At 66.6% G+C, this 15,870-nt stretch carries 16 protein-coding genes; 7 read left to right on the top strand and 9 right to left on the bottom strand.

Annotation, left to right across the window (positions count from 1 at the left end):
- Positions 1–109: 109 nt before the first annotated feature.
- The gene (gene hpnA / locus AC1RQK_RS35695; protein ID WP_492373005.1) at positions 110–1,111 is read left to right on the top strand and encodes a hopanoid-associated sugar epimerase; all 1,002 of its coding nucleotides are present in this window, start codon (positions 110–112) and stop codon (positions 1,109–1,111) included.
- A gap of 18 nt (positions 1,112–1,129) precedes the next feature.
- Here hpnA and AC1RQK_RS35690 read toward each other — a convergent pair whose 3' ends face one another.
- The 4 genes from AC1RQK_RS35690 to AC1RQK_RS35675 form a co-directional block, all read right to left on the bottom strand.
- Positions 1,130–2,269: a glycosyltransferase gene (locus AC1RQK_RS35690; protein ID WP_492814108.1), complete on the bottom strand. Its 1,140-nt coding sequence runs from the start codon at positions 2,267–2,269 to the stop codon at positions 1,130–1,132.
- Between the two features lie 57 nt (positions 2,270–2,326).
- Entirely contained in the window at positions 2,327–3,295 is a 969-nt protein-coding gene (locus AC1RQK_RS35685) for a ferritin-like domain-containing protein (protein WP_492373003.1), read from the bottom strand.
- A 152-nt stretch (positions 3,296–3,447) separates the two neighbouring features.
- Complete coding sequence (locus AC1RQK_RS35680) at positions 3,448–4,263, bottom strand: helix-turn-helix transcriptional regulator (protein ID WP_492373002.1); 816 nt, start codon at positions 4,261–4,263, stop codon at positions 3,448–3,450.
- The gene (locus tag AC1RQK_RS35675) at positions 4,247–5,182 is read right to left on the bottom strand and encodes a DMT family transporter (RefSeq protein ID WP_492373001.1); all 936 of its coding nucleotides are present in this window, start codon (positions 5,180–5,182) and stop codon (positions 4,247–4,249) included. The genes AC1RQK_RS35680 and AC1RQK_RS35675 overlap by 17 nt, the downstream gene beginning before the upstream one ends.
- Before the next feature lie 218 nt (positions 5,183–5,400).
- Between AC1RQK_RS35675 and surE the strand changes: the two genes are divergently transcribed.
- Positions 5,401–6,171 (top strand): 5'/3'-nucleotidase SurE, encoded by a 771-nt coding sequence (surE, locus tag AC1RQK_RS35670; protein ID WP_492373000.1) that lies wholly within the window; start codon positions 5,401–5,403, stop codon positions 6,169–6,171.
- A gap of 122 nt (positions 6,172–6,293) precedes the next feature.
- Here surE and AC1RQK_RS35665 read toward each other — a convergent pair whose 3' ends face one another.
- Entirely contained in the window at positions 6,294–6,542 is a 249-nt protein-coding gene (locus tag AC1RQK_RS35665; protein ID WP_492372999.1) for an AbrB/MazE/SpoVT family DNA-binding domain-containing protein, read from the bottom strand.
- 141 nt (positions 6,543–6,683) lie between these two features.
- On the opposite strand from AC1RQK_RS35665, the gene AC1RQK_RS35660 reads away from it, so the two are divergent.
- Positions 6,684–7,598, top strand: coding sequence for a LysR family transcriptional regulator (locus AC1RQK_RS35660; protein ID WP_492814105.1), 915 nt, complete (start codon positions 6,684–6,686; stop codon positions 7,596–7,598).
- 27 nt (positions 7,599–7,625) lie between these two features.
- Here AC1RQK_RS35660 and AC1RQK_RS35655 read toward each other — a convergent pair whose 3' ends face one another.
- Both AC1RQK_RS35655 and AC1RQK_RS35650 read right to left on the bottom strand, forming a co-directional pair.
- Positions 7,626–9,167: a tripartite tricarboxylate transporter permease gene (locus AC1RQK_RS35655; RefSeq protein WP_492372997.1), complete on the bottom strand. Its 1,542-nt coding sequence runs from the start codon at positions 9,165–9,167 to the stop codon at positions 7,626–7,628.
- A gap of 5 nt (positions 9,168–9,172) precedes the next feature.
- Entirely contained in the window at positions 9,173–9,655 is a 483-nt protein-coding gene (locus tag AC1RQK_RS35650; protein WP_253931946.1) for a tripartite tricarboxylate transporter TctB family protein, read from the bottom strand.
- A 570-nt stretch (positions 9,656–10,225) separates the two neighbouring features.
- Between AC1RQK_RS35650 and AC1RQK_RS35645 the strand changes: the two genes are divergently transcribed.
- Entirely contained in the window at positions 10,226–11,308 is a 1,083-nt protein-coding gene (locus tag AC1RQK_RS35645) for a porin (protein WP_492372996.1), read from the top strand.
- A 106-nt stretch (positions 11,309–11,414) separates the two neighbouring features.
- On the opposite strand, the gene AC1RQK_RS35640 is transcribed toward AC1RQK_RS35645, so the two are convergent.
- Entirely contained in the window at positions 11,415–11,762 is a 348-nt protein-coding gene (locus tag AC1RQK_RS35640) for an antibiotic biosynthesis monooxygenase family protein (RefSeq protein ID WP_492372995.1), read from the bottom strand.
- A gap of 65 nt (positions 11,763–11,827) precedes the next feature.
- Positions 11,828–12,457 (bottom strand): LysE family translocator, encoded by a 630-nt coding sequence (locus tag AC1RQK_RS35635; protein ID WP_492372994.1) that lies wholly within the window; start codon positions 12,455–12,457, stop codon positions 11,828–11,830.
- Positions 12,458–12,589: 132 nt separating this feature from the next.
- Here AC1RQK_RS35635 and AC1RQK_RS35630 point away from each other — a divergent pair, with 132 nt between their 5' ends.
- The 3 genes from AC1RQK_RS35630 to AC1RQK_RS35620 all read left to right on the top strand — a co-directional run bounded on the left by AC1RQK_RS35630 (position 12,590) and on the right by AC1RQK_RS35620 (position 15,764).
- Positions 12,590–13,915, top strand: coding sequence for an aminotransferase-like domain-containing protein (locus AC1RQK_RS35630; protein ID WP_492814102.1), 1,326 nt, complete (start codon positions 12,590–12,592; stop codon positions 13,913–13,915).
- A 327-nt stretch (positions 13,916–14,242) separates the two neighbouring features.
- Complete coding sequence (locus AC1RQK_RS35625; RefSeq protein WP_492814100.1) at positions 14,243–14,548, top strand: hypothetical protein; 306 nt, start codon at positions 14,243–14,245, stop codon at positions 14,546–14,548.
- A 184-nt stretch (positions 14,549–14,732) separates the two neighbouring features.
- Entirely contained in the window at positions 14,733–15,764 is a 1,032-nt protein-coding gene (locus tag AC1RQK_RS35620; protein WP_492814098.1) for a helix-turn-helix domain-containing protein, read from the top strand.
- Positions 15,765–15,870 lie beyond the last annotated feature (106 nt).

Genomic DNA, 15,870 nt, shown 5'->3' with positions numbered 1-15,870 from the left:
TCCGGAATCACTTTCCCGTCATACGGTGGTTACTATATACCGGTGCGGCAACCTTTGCCTGGCACCTGGCTACAGCCAGCAACACTTTGAGGGTTTTTCGGTGGGTGAAATGAGTTCAGGGGACTACGTCCTGGTAACGGGCGCATCCGGCTTTCTCGGCTCGGCAGTGGCGCGGCAGGCACTGGCGCGCGGTTTTCGCGTACGGGCGATGGTACGCGCCGGCAGCCCGCGCCGCAACCTGGAGGGCCTGCCCGTGGAGATCGCCGAGGGCGACATGCGCGACGCGCGCGCCATGGAAAGCGCGCTCCGAGGGGTGCGCTATCTCTTCCACGTGGCGGCGGACTACCGGCTGTGGGCGCCGGATCCCGAGGAAATCGTGCGCACCAATGTGGCTGGCACCGAGACGGTGATGGGTGCGGCACTAGCTTGCGGGGTCGAGCGCATCGTCTACACCAGCAGCGTGGCTACCTTGCGCGTCGCGGGCGCCACCGCGCCGGTGACCGAAGAGGCCGCCATGGCCGGCCATGAGGCGATTGGCGCCTACAAGCGCAGCAAGGTGCTGGCCGAACGCGTGGTGGAGCGCATGGTGGCCCGCGACGGGCTTCCTGCCGTGATCGTCAACCCCTCCACGCCGATCGGCCCGCGTGACGTGCGGCCCACGCCCACGGGCCGCATCATCGTAGAGGCCGCCACCGGCAAGATTCCCGCCTTCGTCGATACCGGCCTCAACCTGGTGCATGTGGACGACGTGGCCGAAGGCCATATGCAGGCGCTGGCGCGCGGCGTGACCGGCGAACGCTACATCCTCGGCGGGCAGGACGTGGGCCTGCAACAGATGCTGGCCGATATTGCTGCCATGACGGGGCGGCGCGCCCCAACCATGCGCTTGCCGCGCTGGCCGCTTTACCCGCTCGCCTACGCGGCGGAGGCGGTGGCGCGCATGACCGGCAAGGAGCCTTTCCTGACAGCGGACGGCCTGTCGATGTCGAAGTACCGGATGTTCTTCAGCTCGGAGAAAGCCCGCCTGGCGCTAGGCTACCAGGCGCGGCCATATCAACAAGGGCTGAGCGAGGCGCTCGACTGGTTCCGTAGCGCTGGCTACCTGGGTTAATGGGTTAAGCCCCGACGGTCAGCCCCGTTGGGGCGCCTGCGCGCGTCCCTTCCACTGGCCGCCTTTGCGCAGCCAGTAGCGGCGCGCGGAGTCGACCGTGGCGCCGAGGTAGAACAACGCCGTCACCGGCAGCAGGGGGGCCAGCCAGAGCGGCTGGCGGTATTCACGCAGCATGGGCACGTAGGCCAGCGCCATGGCCAGCCAGGCGGCCCATGCCGGCCACAGCCGCAGGCCGCCGCCGAGCGCCAGCAAGGGCGGCGCCAGGTAGGTGAGGACCATGCCGGCCACGGCGCCGGCCAGCAGCAGCGGCGAGTAATGCAATTGGGTGTAGGCGCTGCGGGCAATCATGTCCCACAGGCTGCGCCAGTCATCGTAGGGGCGCACGGAAATGCTGTCGTCGGCCAGGTCAAGGCGGATCGAGCCGCCTTGCTTGATGCAGGCGGCCAGGCTGCAGTCATCGATCAGTTCGCCCCGGATCGCGGCAAATCCGCCAATGCGGGCCAGCGCGGTACGGCGCGCCAGCATGCAGCCGCCGGCGGCCGCCGCCACGCCGCTGCGCGGATTGTTCACTCGCGCAAATGGGTAGAGCTTGGCAAAGAAGAACACAAAGGCCGGGACGATCAGCCGTTCCCACCACGATGCGCAGCGCAGCCGCACCATCAACGACACCAGGTCCCGCTGCTCGTGCGCGGCACGCGCCACCAATTGGGCCAGCACGCCATTGCCGTGGTGGATGTCGGCGTCCGTCAGCCATACCCAGCCGGCTCCGGGCGCTGCCTTGTCGGCGGCTGCGAGGCCTTCGGACTGCGCCCAGACCTTGCCGCTCCAGCCGGCCGGCAGGTCGCGCGCTGTGATCACGGTCAGCGCATCCGCCTTGCCCAGCGCTGCCGCGGCGCTGCGCGCGAGGTCGGCGGTGCCGTCGGTACTATGGTCATCCACCACCACCAGCCGCAGCGCTGCCGGATAGTCCTGGCCCAGCACGCTGGCCACGGCGCCGCCAATCACGTCCGCTTCGTTGCGAGCCGGGATGATGGCAACCACCTCAGGCCATTGCGCGGGCGCGGGCGCGGGGCCGGGCTTGCGCACTCGCCAGAAGCCGGCACGGCCGGCAAGCAGCACGCACCAGATGGCGAGCGAGATCAGGGACAACACAAACATCTCAAAAAACTCCAGGACAGGATGGGTAGGGCAGCGACGGCATCAGCGCATCACGCATCAGCGCAACAGGCGCCGGGCAAGCCGGGCAACTTTGGGCACGGTTTCAGGGCGCAGCAGGCGCGGATCGTAGCCGGCCATGCGGCGGTCGTTCTCGGCCAGGCAAAGCTCGATCATCGCCCGCGGCGACAGGGCTTCGGCTAGCGAGGACGTGCTGTTCATGGGGAAATTGGCGTCCTTGGCCACGCCGTCGGCATCGATGCCGCGCGCAATGCCGACGCGCTCCCAGATCAGGAAGGCCCACACCCGCATCACCTTGAGCGTGTAAAGCGGGCGCCGCCACCAGGGCAGGTTGCGGCGATACCATGCCGCCCAGTTGACGAAGAACAGGATATGGCGGCCTTCCTCCTGGATGACCGGCTCGAACGTTTCCACCAGTTCCACGGGGAAGAAGCCTGAGCGCTTGGCCGCGGCAAACAGGCCAAAGGCAAAAAAACTATCGATGCACTCGCTGTAGCCTGTGACCAGCCAGCCCCACTCCACGTCAGCCGGCGGGCGGTACTCAGGCTCGGGTGCCAGGGCGATGCCGTAGGCTTCTACCAGTTTCGACAGCACCACCTTGTGGCGTGCCTCCTCGCCACCATCCATTTCCAGCGCGCTGCGCAGCAGGGGGGCGGTCACGGTATCGGCGAAGGCCTGCACCCGCACGGAGGCACGGCCTTCGGTCTGTACCGCGATATCCCATATCGGCAGCGAGGTCACCCGGTGCAAGGCATCCGGGTCAAGCCTGGGCCAATCGATGACGGCGGGTTTGTAGGGGTTGTGGGTTTGCAGCAGCATATTGCAGAACATGCGCAAATGCTGCGGCGAGCCGATGCGGATCGGCCCGGGCTCGGGGTCGGTCCAGTTGCGCATGGCATGGTCGGCCTGGTCGATCTCGGCCTTGGCGAGGGCAGCGACCACGGCGGCGGCCTTGGCCTCGGTGCTCGCCTCGCTGGTCCTGCTGGGTGTGGCAAGCGCGTCTGACATCCTGCTCCCCTGGCGGTTGATGGTCCGGGGGTAATTCTAGCGTGGCCGGCGCGCTTGCGCGTGCCACACCCGCATCACGGCACGCGCAGGGTACTGCATGGAAAGGCAACGCAGGGGGGACTTAGCCCTGGTGCTGGACCGCCGCTCGCGCGCTAGCGCGATGCCGGCAAGGCGATGTTCGCCAGCCCGAGGCCCGCGCGCCATGCCCCCGGTGGCATGCCGAAGCGCTGGGTGAAGCTGCGCGTAAAGGTGGTCTGGTCGGGAAAGCCTAGGGCCAGCGAGATATCCGCCAGCGGCTGGGCCCGGTCCGCCAGCAGGCGCGCGGCCTGGTCCAGCCGCAGGCGTGTCTGGTAGCGATGCGGCGTATCGCCAAAGGCGTCGCAGAACAGGGTATGGAAGCGCCGCACGCTCCAGCCGAACTGCGCCGCGAGCTGGTCGGCCCGCAGTGGCGCGTCCAGGTGCTGGCGCAGGTAGGCGTCGATTTGCGCCAGCGGAAAATGCGTGGGCTGGGCTTGGCCGCCCACGCCCAACGCCTGCGCCAGGTCGGCGGCAAGAGTAGCGGCCAGTTGCCAGTGATGTTGCCGGGAGCTGGTTGCCTGAGGCAGCGTAGCCAGGCGCCGCACGCGTTCGCTCCAGCCGTCCGTGATGGCAAACGCTTTGGGCCGGTCCATCAGCGCGGCCGGCAACGCGAGCGAGCCCGGCGGAATGTCCAGCACCAACTGCCGGTTGTCGGCCAGCCCAAGGAAGTCGTGACGCTCCCCGGCGGGCACGATCAGCCCGCCGCAGGGATCGAGCCGGTGCAGGTGGCCGCCGATTTCCAGCTCGCAGGCACCGTCCAGTCCGAACAGGACCTGATGGTAGTCATGGCGATGCCACTCCCGTTCTGGCTGGTAGACGCGGGTCTCCACCAGCGGCGCCGGCCGGCCCGCCTGGGCTAGCAGCACAGCATCGTCATCGTGCGGCGGCATGGCGGGTTTTGCGAGGGATCCCGGCGCCCTGGGCGGCCTGGCATAGCCAGACCCCAATGCCGGCAACGAGCAGGCCAAGTAACTGCAGGACCCCGAGCTTGTCGCCAAACAGCAGCCAGGCCTGCAGCGCCGCCAGCGGCGGCGCCAGGAACATCAGCGACGCGGCGGTGGCAGCCTGCCCGCGCCTGACGATGCGCACCAGCAGATAGGTGCCCAGGCCCGACAGCACCAGCGTGGCCCAGGCCAGTGCGGACCAAAGCGCCATGCCCGGCTGCCAGTGCGACTCGCCCAGCAGCCATGCCAGCGCGCCGGCCACCAGGGCACCGCCCACGTTCTGCCAGGCCATGCTGGCGCGCAGGTCGGCCGCGGCAATCGAGGTTTTCTGCAGGATCGTGCCCATGGTGATGGAGAGGATGGAGATGACCGCCACCAGTACCACCCACGGCGAAACGGGGCTGGGTGCGCTGGCCAGGGTGGCGGGTGCCACCACCAATACTACGCCCAGGGAGCCCAGTGCAAGCCCGCCCCAGCCCTGCCGGGACGGAAACTCCCCCAGCAGCGGGATTGCCAGCAGCGCGGTCAGCAGCGGTTGCAATGCACCGAGCAAGGCCATGGCCGACGGCGCAAGGCCATGCGCGATGGCCCAGTAACCGCCGCCCAGGTAGCTGCCGTGCAGGAGCGCGCCCGCCAGCAAGTGCCGCGGCACTTCGCGCAGCGCTGGCCAGCGCGCTGCGCCGGCCACGGCCACAGCTGCGAACAGTACGGCCGCCAGGGAGAAGCGGGCCAGCAGGAACAGGCTGGGCTGGGCCACGGGCACGATGGCCCGGCCCACGATGAATCCGGTCGACCAGATCAGGACAAAAGCCAGGCTGGACAACCAGGCGGCCGAAGCGGGGACGCTGAAGCGGGATGAGGGCATGGTGTTTCAGCGCGCCGGCGGCGCGCGGGCGCGGCAATGATCGACAATGGGCTGCAGGCTAGTCGCCCGATGCCGTCCTGTCTTGGCAAATCCGGCAACGCGTGGCCGAACCGTCACGGCTTCGGTTTATAGTCTGGCGTTAGCCCCGGCTGCCATGCCGCACGCAGCGTGCCGCGCAAGGCAGCGCAGCATTCGTCAACCTACGGTCCTCTATCACCATGTCCGAACCCTTATTGGAACGCGTACTCCTCACCAACGATGACGGCATCGACGCCCCCGGGCTGGCCGTGCTCGAAGCCGTGGCGGCAACGCTGGCGCGCGAGGTCTGGGTAGTCGCGCCCGAGCATGACCAGAGCGGCACCTCGCACTCACTGAGCCTGCACGCGCCGCTGCGCATCAGCCAGCAGGGCGAGCGCCGCTTTGGCGTGAGCGGCACCCCGGGCGACTGCGTCGTCATGGCCGCCCGGCACCTGATGGCCGACACCCCGCCGAGCCTGGTCCTGTCGGGCATCAACCGTGGCGCCAACCTCGGCCTCGAAACCGTGTTCTCTGGCACCGTGGGCGCCGCCATGACCGGCGTGCTGCTGGGCATCCCGGCCATTGCGCTGAGCCAGGCCTTCACCGATCGCAACGCGGTGCGCTGGGAAACGGCGCGCGCGCTGGCCCCCGGCGTGATCCGCCGCCTGCTTGCCGCCGGCTGGAACCAGCAGGCCTGCCTGAACGTCAACTTCCCCGATGTGGAGCCCGGGTCCGCCGGCCCGCTCACCGTCACCCGCCAGGGCGTTGGCCTTGTCAAGGATCTTGCCGTGCGGGCCCATGTCGACCCGCGCGGCATCCCGTATCACTGGCTGCAGTTCTCGCGCGGCCCGCAGCCGGACACCGACGACAGCGAGGCGGTGGTGGTCGGCCGTGGCGCCGTTTCGGTGACGCCGCTGCGCTTCGAGCGCACCGACGAGGAAGCGGCCGCGGAGCTGGCGGGGCGCCTTTGAGGTGATGCGCGCCTCAAGCGCTCGTCCACCAATGCCTCCGATATCGATTTCGATCCTGTCGCCCGGTTTCATGGATACCGGCGGCATGCCCATGGCGATCACGTCGCCCTGCATGATGACTCTCAGCAATGCGTACCTGATGCGCGCGTGTTGGCATCGTCCCTGTCAAACCTGAAATCGGGCGGCAGGCGCCCCCGGAACTGCCGGAGCTTGGCCAGATGGGCGGCCCTGCCAGGCTTGTTCAGTACCAGGAGCACATCACGGTTGCGAACGACGACTTCGAAGTCGTCGCCTTCATGCAGATCAAGCACGTCCGCCAATTCATTGGGCAAGCGGATAGCCAGGCTGTCGCCCCATTTGAAGACTTGCATAGTTGGATCCTCCGGAAGCACTCGTGGATCATATGGGGGCTACCGGAGCGAGACGCCCCCCTCGCGAATGCACACTTGCTACTGTGCTAGTGCAGTTTGATAATCATGTCACAAGAACTATGGTTATCAAACCTGCTTTGAATGTACTCCCTAGACGACCTGAAACTCTTTGTCCGCACGGCCGAGCTTGAAAACCTCTCCGCGGCCGCGCGCGAACTGGACCGGACCGCCGCCACCGCCAGCGCGGCCCTGATTCGCCTGGAGCAACGCCTGAGCGCACGCCTGTTCGCTCGCACCACCCGCCGCATGCGCCTGACCGAGGAGGGGCGGGTGTTCCTGGAGGCAGCGCGCAAGGCATTGGCGGCGCTGGAGGAGGGCGAGGGCGCACTGGCGGAGCAGCGCGAGGAACTGGCCGGGCCGCTACGGCTGTCGGCGCCCGCCGACCTGGGGCGCGCCTTGTTGCGTGGCTGGCTGGACGATTTCCTGGTGGCGCATCCGCAGCTTTCGCTTGAGCTGTCCATCGGCGATACGCTTGCCGACCTGTATCGCAGCAATGTCGACCTGGCGGTGCGGCTGGGCTGGCTGGAGGATTCGGGACTGGTGCGCCGGCAGCTTGCGCTGACGCGCCGCGTGGCGGTGGCCGCGCCGGCGTACCTGGCGCGTTGCGGCACGCCCGCGTCGCCCGAGGCGCTGGCGCAGCACCAGATGCTATGCCTGGCGCCGGGCGGGCAGGCGCGCATGCGCTGGCCGTTTCGCTCGCGCCAGTCCCGGCTGGAAGTGGAGGCGAACGGACGGCGCACCAGCGATGATGGCGCGGTGGTGCGCGACTGGGCGCTGGCGGGCCATGGCATCGCTTTCAAAAGCTGGTTCGATGTCGCGGCCGACGTCAGCGCCGCCCGCCTGGTGCTGCTGTTTCCCGAGTGGTACCAGGACAGCGTGCCGCTGCAGCTGGTGTTCCTGCAGAGCCGATTTCCGTCTTACCGGCAGCGCCGCCTGATCGAGTTCCTGCAGGCGCGTTTCGCGGCGTTCGACGCGGACTATCCTTTCCCGGGCTAGCCGCGTCGGTGCAGGCTTGCGTCGTGGCTACTCGTTGACGGCAAGCTCGCCGCCGGCAAGCACGGTCCCTTTGCCTGCGCCGCGGCTGGCTCGCCACGCGGAGTAGGTGACCCCGGTCAGCAGCAGGGCTGACAGCACGACGAAGACGCAGCTGATCGGGCGATGCACGAACACCATCATGTCGCCGCGCGACAGCAGCAGCGAGCGGCGGAAGTTCTCTTCCACCATCGGCCCGAGCACGAAGCCCAGCAGGATGGGCGCCACCGAGAACCCGAGCCACATGAGCACTGCCCCGATGACACCGAACGCCAGTACTTCCCAGATCTCGAACAGGCTGTTCTGCGTGCTGAACACGCCGACCACGATGAAGAACATGGCTGAGGGGAACAGGTAGCGGTAGGGCACCTGCAGCAGCTTGACCCACACGCCGATCAGCGGGACGTTCAGCACGATCAGCAGCAGGTTGCCAATCCAGAAGCTGGCGATCAGGCCCCAGAAGATGTCGGGGTGATCGCTGATCAGCTGCGGCCCCGGGGCGATGCCCTGGATCATCAGCGCGCCCAGGATCAGCGCCATCACGGCGTCGCCCGGAATGCCGAGGCTCATGGTGGGGATGAAATCGACCTGCGTCTTGGAGTGCGCGGAGGCTTCCGGCCCGGCGACACCTGCGATCATGCCCGTGCCGAACTTCTCCGGCGTCTTGGAGATCTTGCGCTCCAGGGCATAGGCGACGAAGGTCGTGATGGTGGGGCCGGTCCCGGGCATGGCGCCGAACACAGTGCCTACCGCGGTGCCTCGCACCATGGGCCAGAAGGCGGTCTTGAGCTCGGCCAGGCTGGGCCGCATGTCGCGGATGCGCAGCTTGGCCTTGCTGGCGATCACGCTCATCCGGTTGACATTGAGCAGGAAGTCCGCCACGCCGAACAGGCCCATGGCGATGGCGACCAGTTCCAGCCCGTCGCTAAGCTCGGGGATGTTCATCGCCAGGCGGAAGGTGCCGCTGTTCACGTCGGTGCCGACACAGCCGCAGATCAGGCCGAACAGGGTCATTGCCACGCCTTTCAGCGGTGAGCCGCGCGACATGGTGGAGCCTGCCAGCAAGCCCAGCAGCATGATCGAGAAGATCTCGGTTGGGCCAAACTTGAAGGAAATCTCGGTGAGCAGCGGCGAGGCGAAGATCATCACGATGATGCCCACCGACGCGGCGAAGAATGAGCAGATCATGGTGATGCCCAGCGCCGTGCCGCCCTTGCCGGCGCGCGTCATCGGATAGCCGTCCAGGCAGGTGACCGCATGCGGCGGGTGCGAGGGCAGGTTGAGCAGGATCGCGCCGATGGCGCCGCCATATTGCGAGCCATAGAAGATCCCCGCCAGCATCAGGATGGCGGGTACCGGGTGCATGGCATAGGTCAGCGGCAGCAGGATGGAAATGGCCGACAGCGCGCCCATGCCGGGCAGCACGCCAATCAGGTTTCCCATCAGCACGCCGAAGAAGGACCACATCAGGTTGGAGCCCTGGAAGGCAACGCCAAAGCCGAACCAGAGATCATGCAGAGCGTTCGCGGTCATGATGTTCAGACCCCCCAGGCAAACAGCGGCAGCTGCAACTGCAGCGCCCACCAGAACACGACCGTGGCGATGACGCACATCGCCAGTGCCAGGATGGCGGCTTGCTTCACGGTATTGCTCCGGTCGCCCAGCGCCGAGATGAACACGATGGCGAAGGTGGCGGGGATCAGGCCGCCATATTTGCCCAGCAGCAAGAAGGCGAGCACGCCCAGGATGATGCAGGCACATCCGCGCAGATCCGGCAGGCCGGCGCCATGCCCGTGTCCGGATGCCTGGGCTTGCGCCGGTGGCTCCTTGCGCGCCGAGATGGCGATGAGCACGCCGACGATCGCCAGTAGCGCCCCTACCGCTGCCGGGAAGAACCCAGGCCCCATGTGGCTCAGGGTGCCGGTGCGATATTGCAGGCCGGCCACTAGCGTGGCGAGCCCGATCAGCGTCATCAGCCCACCGCCGTAGTAGTCCTTCTTGAAACGCGAGGGGGTGTTCATTGCAGATCCCCTCTGGTCCGGCTACCCGAACGGTAGCGTGCGTTGGTGTGTCGATGCATGAGGTGGTCTCTCCGTCTCCTGTTTTTACGCCCTTGCCTTACCGCGACTTCATCGCGGGCGTGAGCGGGTGTCGAGACTGTAGGAACGGCATCTTCCAAACGGCTTTCCGACGGCTTGCAATCGGCTTTCGGGGCAGCGATGTTGAAGAGAATTTCTCGTGGCTACGCGTAATCCCTAGCGCCGGAAATCCATGGAGCAGGGAACTTCTGCGGCGGATCTCAAGCCATGCAGCAGCCAAGTGGTGCACTGCTCACCCGCTGCCGGCGACTCGCGGAAATCCATTTGCATCACGTTGTGCTATATCCCGCCGGATCGCTGCAGCGTGGGGCGTGCCTGGATGATTGCAATTGCAGTCATGCAGACATGTAGCCATGCAAAGCGACATCAAGCTTTCACATAAGGCATCGACAATGCGGTCTGCCGCCACGGGTGCGGTTCATGGCGTCTATCGCATGGTTGCCCGCGGCTGGCGGAAGACTGCCTCATCCATCCATAAGACAGAGAAAATCAGTGAAGAAAGCTCTCCTTGCAATGACTGCCGCGGCTGCTGCCGCAGCCTCCGGCGCAGCGTTCGCCCAAACCTCCTCGTCCAGCGTCACGCTGTACGGCATCGCCGACGTTGGCATCGAAGTCATCAACCACATGCCGGCCACCGGCTCCGCGGGTGGCACCGTTACCCGCATGAACTCCGGCAACCTGTCGGGCTCGCGCTGGGGCCTGCGCGGCAGCGAAGACCTGGGCGGTGGCCTGAAGGGTATCTTCGTGCTGGAAAGCGGCTTCGATATCGATACCGGCGCCTCGGGCCAGGGCAACCGCCTGTTCGGCCGCCAGTCGTACGTTGGCTTGCAGGGCAATTTCGGCGCAGTGACGCTGGGTCGCCAGCAAAACGCGCTGTACGACCTGTTCGGCGCCTATGACCCGATGGCCGTTGGCCCGCGCTACTCGCTCAATAGTGTCGACTCGCTGTTCAACGGCCGTGCCGACAACGCCTTCAAGTACACGGGCAAGTTCGGCGGCCTGACGGCTACCGGCTTCTACAGCACCGGGCGCGATGCCACGGTGACCAACGGCAGCGAAGTGCCGGGCGAAAGCAAGGTGGGCCGCAACTACGGCGCGGGCCTGGCCTACGCTGTTGGCAGCTTCTCGGTCGGCGCGGCGTATGACCAGTTCCAGGGCTCGTCGGTGGCACTGAAGGACCGCAGCGCCAAGCGCGCGGCCATCGGCGCGTCCTATGCCTTCGGCGATGCCAAGGTGTTTGCCGGCTATCGCTGGCTGCGCGACGACGGCACGGCCAGCGCCACGGCCACCGTCACCCGCAGCAATGTGTACTGGGCAGGCGCGCAGTACAAGTTCACGCCTGCGTTCCAGCTGACCGGCGCGGCATACTACACCGACCTGAAGAACAGCGGCGCGGATTCGTGGATGTACGTGCTGTCGGGCGACTACTCGCTGTCCAAGCGCACCGATGCCTATGTGAACATTGGCTACGTGAAGAACAAGTCGGGCTCCACCCTGGGCCTGAACGGTGCCGGCACGGCTCTGCCGGGCGCGAACCAGACCGGCGCCACCGTCGGCGTGCGTCACCGCTTCTAAACCACACCTGAGCCACACCTGAGCAGCACCTGGGCGGCATCCTGCGCACGGAGGATGCCGCCAACAATCATATCGACCTTGCTTTGCGCGAGGATCGCTTGGCCGGTCAGATCGACCGGCCTTTTTTCTCTTCTTCGCCGAACCGCGTGAAGTGAGCAAGGCTGCCGTCGCCATAGACGCGCTCCACCTTTGACACCACGACGTGATAGCCGTCATACCACTTGCGGTACTGGCGCTTGGCGTCAAGGTGCCGTGGATGGGCAGCGAAGGCCCGCAGGGCTTCCTGATCCCGCCAGTAGTAGCTGGCGTTGGCCAGCTTTCCGTCGGGCGAGCGCCAGGATTCGGCCCCCAGGAAGCCCGCAATGCTGGCCGCCACGTCGTCAATGACCGCGCTTAGCCGCTGGAACTCTTCGTCGATCTTGCCGGGCTTGTAGATAAAGGCTGCGATGTACATCTCGTGTTGTCCTTCTTGTATTGTCTTTTCAGGATCTGGATGGAAGTGCCCGCCATCTTCGCCGGCTAGGACACCCTCGGCATGGCAAGCAGCCTCAGCGCCAGCAGCGCCAGCACCACGGCAAGCCCGTATTTCTGGAACACGGCGGCACGCGGGTTGCGGCTCAGGAACCGCCGTGCCGACCCGCCAGCCGCGCCCAGCAGGCCGTGGAACACCGTGCTGATCGCCGTCAGCACGCAGCCCAGGACAATCAGCTGCCGGGCCACGTTGCCTTTTCCCGGATCCACGAACTGCGGCAGGAAGACCATGAAGAACAGCAACGCTTTCGGATTCAGCAAGCTGTTCAGCGTAGAGCGGAAAAACACCGATTTCAACGAGGCCTGCCGGGTCACCGTGCCCAGCGGCAGCAGCGGGCGGCGCAGCGCTTTCCAGGCCATCCACAGCAGGTACAGGGCCCCCGCATAGCGGATCAGGTCGAAAGCCGGAGGCCACGCAGCAATCACGGCGGTGATGCCGGTTGCCGTCAGGACGGTCAGCACGAGGTCTGCCGCGGCAATGCCGAGCGCGGCCGCCGCGCCGCCGCCGAGGCCGTAGGTGACGCCGTGTGCCATGACGAAGGCCATGTTTGGCCCGGGTGACAGCAGCAGCACCATCACGGCCGCGGCGAACACCGACAAGGTAGCGAATTCGATCATGCCCAGGTTTCCAGATAGCTCCGCGGAGCCCTTTACGTTGTCGAGGCTGGTAGCGTAATCTTTGTGTCTGATACAAACAAAAAATTGTTCTAGATACAAAGAACAATCCTATGAAGGCGCGCAGGCCAAGGCATGATCCCAGCCCGGTACAAAACCATCATGGACGAGATTGCGGGGCGCATCCGCGAGGGGGCGCTGCCGCCAGGCACGCAATTGCCGACCGTTCGCGCCTTGATGAAGCAGCATGGCATCGCCCTGGCCACCGCATCGCGCGTCTACCGGGAGCTGGAGTCCATCGGGCTTGTCGTCGGCGAGACCGGCCGGGGCACCTTTGTGCGCGACACCTCGCTGCCGCGCGGCCTGGGCCTGGAGCAGCACCCGGTGCGTTTCGGCACGGTCGATCTCACCTTCAACTATCCGTCCTTGCCCGGCCAGGCCGACATGCTGCGCGATGGCCTGCGTACCATCGCGGCCTCGGGGGACCTCGATGCGCTGCTGCATTCGGCGCCCCAGGGCGGGCGGGCGCACGAGCGGCAGACCGCGGCCAGGCATCTGCGCAACCGGGGCATCCGGGTGAGCGGCGAGCAGGTGCTCATCGTCAATGGCGCGCAGCAGGGCCTGGCCGTGACGGTCATGGGGCTGCTCAAGCCGGGCGATGTCCTGGCCGTGGATGCGCTGACCTATCCCGGCATGAAACGGCTCGCGCAGACGTACCGTCTTGACCTGGAGGCGGTGCCGCACACGGTAGACGGCATGGACCTGGAGCACCTGGCAGCGTTATGCAAACGGCGTCCGGTGCGCGCCGTCTACGCCATGCCAACGATGCACAATCCGCTGGGCACGGTGATGGCTGAGCCGTCCCGGGTCCGGCTTGCCGAGCTTGCCGAGAAGCATGATTTCCTGCTCATCGAGGATGGCGCCTATGCCTTCCTGGCCGAGCCGGCACCCAAGCCGGTGTTTACCTACGCGCCCGAACGCACTGTGTATGTCTCGGGGCTGTCCAAGAGCGTCGCGTCCGGCTTGCGCGTGGGCTTTGTCGCCGCGCCCCTTGCGCTGGTGCCCGCGCTGGAGGGCGCGATCCGCGTCTCGACCTGGAACACGCCCACGCTGACCGTGGCGCTGGGCTGCTATTGGATCGAGGCCGGACTGGTCGACGAGCTCGAGGACCGCAAGCGCAAGGACGCGCGGTTGCGGCAAAGCCTGGCGCGCCGCGTGCTGCGCGGTTGCGATGTCAAAGCGCATCGCGCTTCCTACTATCTCTGGCTGACCTTGCCGGAGGACCTGCGCGCGGACCGCGTCGCCGCTGGCCTGGAGCACGAAGGCGTCCTGGTGACGACGGCCCAGCCGTTTGCCGCCACGCCAAGCGCGCCGCATGCGCTGCGCCTGGCGATCGGCTCCATCTCGCATGACGCACTGGAGGACGCGCTGGTCAAAGTGCGCCGGGCGGTGCTCGGCTAGCGGGCTTCACACTCGGGCTTCATGCCCGGGTTTCATACTCACTCGATGACGTCGCCTACGCATACGCGGTCGAAGCTTGCCGCCGCCTCGTGCTGGATCTTGCGCAATGCTTCCGCGTCAGCGGCTTAAGTTCTCTCCAGCTTTCTCCAACCGTGATTCCAACGGTGCCGGTCTATAGTGCAACTGGGGGGCGACGCGGTGGCGTGGCCCCTCAAAAAAGTAGCGCATGGGTGGGGCGGGGGTGCTAGCCGCCGCGTGCAGCGGGGCGGTCCGCCCTCGCGACACCTGCGGCCAATGTTCAATGCCCAATGTTCAAGGAGCAGCATCATGTTGATAGCCAGGTGGCAGATCGATGCCCGTTTCGGGCACAAGCAAGAAGTCATCGAGCGCCTGCAGGCATGGGCGCGCGAGATCGCCCCGCAAGTCGGCCTGGTCACCGGGCGCTTGCTGACCGGCTCGATTGGCGTGCTCGAGGCCACGGTGGTCCACGACTGGGAGGTGAGCAACCTCGGCGAACTGGATAGCGCCTGGGCTCGGCTCGCGTCGATACCTGCCCACGCGCAATGGGGCAAGGAGCTGGAACCGTTCGTCGTCTCCGGCACCGCGCGCTGGGAAATCTATCGCGTGGTCTGACATCGCAAGTGATGCTGGCTTCGCATGTTTGCCGCCGCGCTGGCCGGCGCGCCTGCGTGATTGTTCCCATTGTCGGCTCACGGGCTTTCCATTAGGCTTTGCAACCACCTTCGAGGCCTCCGGCGCGTTCCCTGCATGTTCCCCGCATGTAGCCCAGACACCGCCGGCTACTGGAGATGTCCTGATGCCCGCAGCGCAGCACCTGCAGCAGACGCCGGCGCGGTTGACCACCGTGACCTTCGATCAATGGCGCGAAGCCATCGACACCAGTTTCCTGCCGCTCGATTATTCGCGCCAGACGCGCGGGGGCTTTCATTGCCACGTCAGCTATGCGCGTTTCGGCGCCTGCGCGGTGGCGGACATGGATGTCGACGCGCACCGTGTCGCGCGCGAGTCCCGGCACGTGGCGGCATCCGACGCGGGCTTCTTCAAGATCTTCTGGCAGCTAAGCGGGCGCAGCCGCGTGGCGCAGCGCGGCAACGAGGCCTCGCTGGAGCCAGGCATGTGGTCGATCTACGATACCGCGCAGCCCTATAGCATCGAGATGGCGGACCGCTGCCGGGTGCTGGTGCTGCTGGTGCCGCAGGAACGCGCCTTCGGCTGGCGCCAGGCGGCGACCAGCCTGGGCGGCCGGGCGCTGCGCGGGGAGGGCGCGGCGCGCATCGCGCTGTCGGCGCTGGGCGCCATGCTGCATGACACTTGCGCGGGGCACCTGCTGGATCATCAAGGGCAGATCGTGCTGCAGGATTCCGTGGTGTCGTTGATGGAGACGGCGCTGCAAGGCGCCGGCACGCCGCCGCCGGCCCTTGGCGATGGCGGGGACGCTGCCGTGGCGCGGCATCTTGGCGAAGCGCGCATGCGCCGGCTGGCCGAGTTCATCGATGCGCATCTGCATGATCCGGAGCTTTCGGCGCATCGGCTGGCGGCAGTGCTGAACGTGTCGCGCCGTACTTTGTACAACCTGTTTCGTGAGTCCGGGCGGACCCCGCATGCCTATATCCTGTCGCGCCGGTTGCGGCAGGCGGCGGCGCGGCTGGCGGGCAGTGGCGACGCCGGGCGCAGCATTACCGAGATTGCTTTTGCGCTGGGGTTTGGCGATGCGGCGCATTTCAGCCGGGTTTTCCATGAGCGGTTCGGGATGAGTCCGACGCAGTGGCGGCAGCAGAATGCGGGGGGAAGGGGGGGCTTTGCTGCGACTGCAATTGCAACTGATTGACTTCAACGTCAAAGGCAACTTCAACTGCCGTTTCACCACCCCTGCGGGGCGGCGACCTACTTTCTTGTCTTGCCAAGAAAGTAGGCAAAGAAGGCGCGCCGGATGG

It is taken from the genome of Cupriavidus sp. GW822-FHT02D05 (genome assembly GCF_058802485.1).
The sequence above is the reverse complement of the archived record's forward strand: the minus strand, read 5'-3'. Positions and strand labels throughout refer to the sequence as shown.